This window comes from Pseudarthrobacter lactosi, assembly GCF_055412785.1.
Window position 1 is genome coordinate 1 of sequence record NZ_JBVAYS010000011.1, and the last position, 4,975, is coordinate 4,975.

3 protein-coding genes are annotated in these 4,975 nt (G+C 62.6%); all 3 read right to left on the minus strand.

Features of this window, described 5'->3' with window-relative positions; translation table 11 throughout:
• Window positions 1–302 precede the first annotated feature (302 nt).
• Window positions 303–1,538, minus strand: a complete 1,236-nt coding sequence (locus tag ACZY0Q_RS20975) for an aminotransferase-like domain-containing protein (protein WP_463919901.1) — start codon at window positions 1,536–1,538, stop codon at window positions 303–305.
• 109 nt (window positions 1,539–1,647) lie between these two features.
• Window positions 1,648–3,021, minus strand: coding sequence for an NAD-dependent succinate-semialdehyde dehydrogenase (locus tag ACZY0Q_RS20980; RefSeq protein ID WP_463919904.1), 1,374 nt, complete (start codon window positions 3,019–3,021; stop codon window positions 1,648–1,650).
• A 27-nt stretch (window positions 3,022–3,048) separates the two neighbouring features.
• Window positions 3,049–4,698: a thiamine pyrophosphate-dependent enzyme gene (locus ACZY0Q_RS20985; protein WP_463919907.1), complete on the minus strand. Its 1,650-nt coding sequence runs from the start codon at window positions 4,696–4,698 to the stop codon at window positions 3,049–3,051.
• Window positions 4,699–4,975: the final 277 nt, after the last annotated feature.

Here is a 4,975-nt window from a genome sequence, read left to right on the forward strand (position 1 = left end):
CTCACATGCGCACCGTCGAGAACGGGCCGGAAGGCCCGGAGTTCCCGATCGACTCTAGCCTGCTCCGAGGACGTCCACGCCCTGACGTCCACTGCAACCCTCGCCTCCGCAGGAATGCCTCGGTCACCATCCCCCGATCCAGGGAGAATGCGGCGAACAGCCGCCGATACCGACAACGACCGGACATCCCGGGACCCTTGAAGGCGGGAAGTTTCCAGAAGTGAAGAAAGGCTGGGGCTGGCCAGATTGCGCGAGGTATTCTGGGGGCGGCACGACGTCACATTCTCGTTAGCACTTGAAGACTACTGGGCAGCGCTTGCAGCTACCTCGCGGAACAGACCCCCCAGGATAGCCATGCCGGTGCGGATATCTTCAAGTGAAGGCAGGCAAAAGGACAGCCGGAGTTCATTGTGCCCACGGCCGTCGGTGTAGAACGCCGTGCCGGGAACGTAGACCACGCCGCGGTCGATGCATTTGTACACCAAGGCCTCGGTGTCAATGCCGTCCGGAACGGTAACCCAGACATAGAAGCCTCCAGTGGGCCGGTTCCAGCTGGTGCCTTCAGGCATCTCTTGTGCCAGCATCTCCAGCATTGCGCTGCACTTGGCCGCGTAGATGCTTCGGTACTCGTTAAGTTTTGCTTTCCACTGTGGGTTGTCCAGGTAGGCCGTGATGAGTTGCTGGGAGAACACCGATGGATTCAGCACTGTCATTTCGTGAGCGGCGAGCAGGTTGTTGTACAAGACGCCTGGGGCAAGCAGCCAGCCCACACGAAGCCCGGGTGCGAGCATCTTTGAGAAGGAACCGAAGTACAAGGTGATGTCCGCGAAGTCGGGCTGGATGGCCGGCATGGTTTCGCCGCTGAAGCCGAGCAGGCCGTAGGGGTTGTCTTCGAAGATCAGCAAGCCGTTGTCCCGGCACAATTCACCCACCTTCGTGCGGCGCTCGGCGGAGAGGTTCACACCGCCGGGGTTGTGGAAGTTCGGAATGGTGTAAAGACACTTTGCTGTCTTCCCGGCAGCCTTGATTTCGGCGATTTTACGCTCCAGATCTTCAGGGACCAAGCCGTCCGCATCCATGTCCAGATGGACAATTTCAGCTTCATAACCGGTGAAAACGGCCATGCCGCCTGCGTAGGATGGGGCTTCTGCAAAGACCACGTCACCTGGATTCAGAAGTACGCGGGCCGCGACGTCGAGCGCCTGCTGGCTGCCATTGGTCACGATGACGTCATCCGGCGCGGCGCTGATGCCCTCGAGCTGCATCAACTGGCAGATATGGGCGCGCAGCTCCGGGGTGCCCTGGCTGGCGCCGTACTGCAGAGCGGTTGTGCCTCCGGTCGCAAGGATCTGTGCGCTGGCGGCGGCGAGCTGGTGAAGTGGTAGTGCTCCTAGATACGGCGCACCGTTGGCGAAGGAGATAATGCCCGGTTGCTGGGCCGCGCGAAAGACCTTGCGTACCTCTGAGGGACGTGCGGCCAGCGTCCGGTCCGAGAATAGGGATTCGGCAGCGACAGTTTGCTTAGTATCAGCGCTCATGAGGGGGTCCTTTCGGTCGGTGAGCAATCAGGCAGAAAGCGGGAGAAGTATCTGGGGGAGCAACGACTGGTAGAATCGCCGCCGCGAGTGCGGTCAGGCGCCCGTGCCGTTACTTAGCCGTGCGGACCAGCTTCCGGTTGACGAATTCCTCCATGCCGTACCGGCCCAGTTCGCGGCCGACGCCAGAGCGTTTGATGCCGCCAAAAGGCAGTTCTGCTGCGGTGCCCGGTGCCTCGTTGATATAAACCATCCCTGTCTCCAGCCGTTCTGCGATCTCCTGGGCCTTCTGGGCGTCCTGGGACTGAATCACCGCGCCTAGGCCGTAATCGGAATCATTGGCAAGGGCGACGGCTTCGTCCGCGGAGGAGACCCTGTAAATTACGGCCACAGGGCCGAAAAGCTCTTCCGAGTAGGCGCGCATGTCCGCAGTGATTCCAGTCAGGATGGTCGGCTGGAACCAGGCACCGGGCTTCTTCATACGGGAACCTCCCGTGAGCACCGTTGCCCCCTTGGCAACTGCGTCGTCCACCTGAGAGGCGAGGCCTTCGCGTGCGGCAATGGAGGATAACGGGCCTATGAAGGTGTCCGGCTGGGCGGGGTCGCCGACCTTCAGGAGCTCCACGGCTCCCACGAATTTCTCCACAAAAGCGCCGTACACGGCTTCGTCCACGATGATGCGTTTGGCGGCGTTACAGGCCTGCCCCGTGTTGCCGAACCGGCCGAACACCGCGTGCATCGCTGCTTGATCAATATCAGCGGAATCCAACACCAGGAAGGGGTCCGAACCTCCGAGTTCCAGCACAACTTTCTTGAGGTTGGCGCCAGCGATCTCGGCCACTGCGGCGCCTGCCCGCTCTGAACCCGTCAGGGAAACACCCTGCACGCGCGGATCGCCTATGATGTCCGCCACCTGTTCGTTGGTGGCAAAGAGATTCACGTAGGTTCCAGCCGGTGCGCCAGCGTCCAGGAAGATCTGCTCTACGATCAATGCCGACTCAGGGCACTGCGGCGCGTGCTTAAGCAGGATAGTGTTGCCGTTCATCAGATTGGGTCCTGCGAAGCGGGCAACCTGGTAGTACGGGAAGTTCCACGGCATAATGCCCAGCAGCACGCCCAGGCCCTCCCTGCGCACCACCGCCCTGCCGCCGGCGGCAACCTCGAGCGCTTCATCCTCCAGGAATGTCGGGCCGTTTTGGGCGTAGTAGCGGTAGATCGATACGGCGATGTCTACCTCGGTCCTGGCCTGGGAAATGGGCTTGCCCATCTCCCGCGTGATAATGGCGGCGAGTTCGTCGCGGCGCTCGGCGTAGAGCTCGGCGACGCGGTTGAGCAGCTTCACGCGCTCTTCGACAGGGCTCTTATTCCACTGACCGAAGGCCCGGAACGAGACCGAGAGGGCTTCTTGTATCGCTGCGTCGGTGGCCGTGGGAAACTCCCTGACGGTCTCCCCGGTACTCGGATTGGTGACGGCGTAAAGGCTCATGCCTTCTCCTTCTGGTGTCCCGGCCCCTTACGGGAGCGCGATCTGCTGGTCGGTGACGACATGGATAATCGCCGGAATGCGCTCGCCCTGTACCGCTTTCAGGGCGCGTTCGACTGCACCGGCGGCCTGATCGTCAGCCGTGACGGTTTCGCCGTGCCCGCCGAACGCCCTGGCGTAGGCCGCGAAATCCGGATTTCTCAGTTGAGTGCCGCTGACCCGGCCTGGGAAGTGCTTTTCTTGATGCGAGCGGATGGTGCCGTACTGGCCGTTGTCCATGACGATCACCAGCATGGCCGCTCCGTACTGCACTGCGGTGGCGAACTCTTGGCCGTTCATGAGGAACTCTCCGTCACCGGCGACGGCCACGGTCAGCCGCTCCGGGCTTTGCAAATTGGCGGCGACAGCGGCCGGCACGCTGTAGCCCATTGAGCCATTCCTCATACTGAGCTGGCTGGGAAAGACTTTGGTGGGCAGATAGTACTGCGCCCACGAACAGTGGTTGCCGGCGCCAAAGGTGTAAACGGCGTCCTCCGGCAGTCGCTGGACGAGCTCAGAAATGACCGAGCTCATGTGCGCGGTACCCTCGGCCGTGGCAGGGAGAGCCTCCGCAGCCGGTATTGCAGAAATGGCTGCCTGCGCGGCGCGGCCGGTTTCGCGCCACTGCCTCCAGCCATCGGATTTACCCAGGTCCAGGTCCTTAACCGCCGCGGCGAACGCGACTGGGGACGCCACAATGTGTGCGGTGACCGCGCCACTGCGGCCGCGCAGGGTCGTGTCGATGTTGACAAGAATGTTGATCGCGTCCATCCCCTGGCGGACGGTGTAACCCTCGGTTGGGATGTCGGTGGGCAGGGCTCCTACCGCCAGCAGGACGTCCGCCTCGGCGAACATCTTCAGGGACTGCTCGGTGCGGCCATAGCCGAGCCAGCCAGAGTTGGCCTCGGATCCGTAGGGAATACGGTCCGACGCGCGCCAGTCCTGAATGACAGGGATGCCGTTGGATTCAGCGAAGCGGGTGATGCCGGCTGCTGCTTCGGGGGTCCAGCGTGGGCCACCTGCGAAGATCACCGGTTTCTCCGCTCCAGCCAGTGCGTACTCGAGCTGTTCCAGCTCGCTAACGGAGACTGCGCCTTCTGCAACCGGCAGTTGCGGGTACAGAGATCCCGTGAATTCGTGGGTAATCACGTCTTCGGGTAGACCGACGACGACGGGGCCAGGGCGTCCGGACTTGGCCGCGAAGAAGGCCTCGGCCACGATCTCGGAGGCTCGCTCTGCCTCGTCCAGGGTGAAGACACGCTTGGCCTGGGTGCCGAACCAGGCGTTCGGGTCGAATTCCTGGAAGGATTCGCGCTGGCGATCGGCTACCGGGATCAGGCCTACGAAGAGGACCATCGGGGTGGCGTCCTGCCAGGCCGCGTGTATGGCGACGAAGGCGTTCGCGGCACCAGGCCCCCGCGTTACCATGGCGACGCCGGGCTCACCCGTGAACTTGCCATGGGCTTCAGCCATGTAGGCCGCGCCGCCCTCCTGCCGGCAGACGACGGTCTCGATGTCCGCACCGTGCAGGCCGTCCAGTACGGCGAGGTAGCTCTCGCCCGGGACAGCGAATACACGCTTGACTCCGTGCAAGGCTAGGGAATCAACGATCGCCTGGCCGGCATGATTCTTCTTCTCCAAAACGTATTGCTCCTTGGGTGGGTTGTGGGGCATTGGTCACCAGCCGCTGGATGATCGGCCCGACCGCTGTCAGCCTCGCCAGCGATGCAAATCTGATGCCGATCATTCCGTCGGTGTGTGGCTGGGCTCGGATCTATCCCCGAACCGGGTTCGCCGACCGATCTGCTGCGGCGCTGTTGTCTGAAGCGTTCCGGCACAGATCCTCACACGGACGGCCGCTGAGGTTAGGAATGATTGGAGTCACTCTCCGAGCATCGCGGACAACGATGCTCCCGTC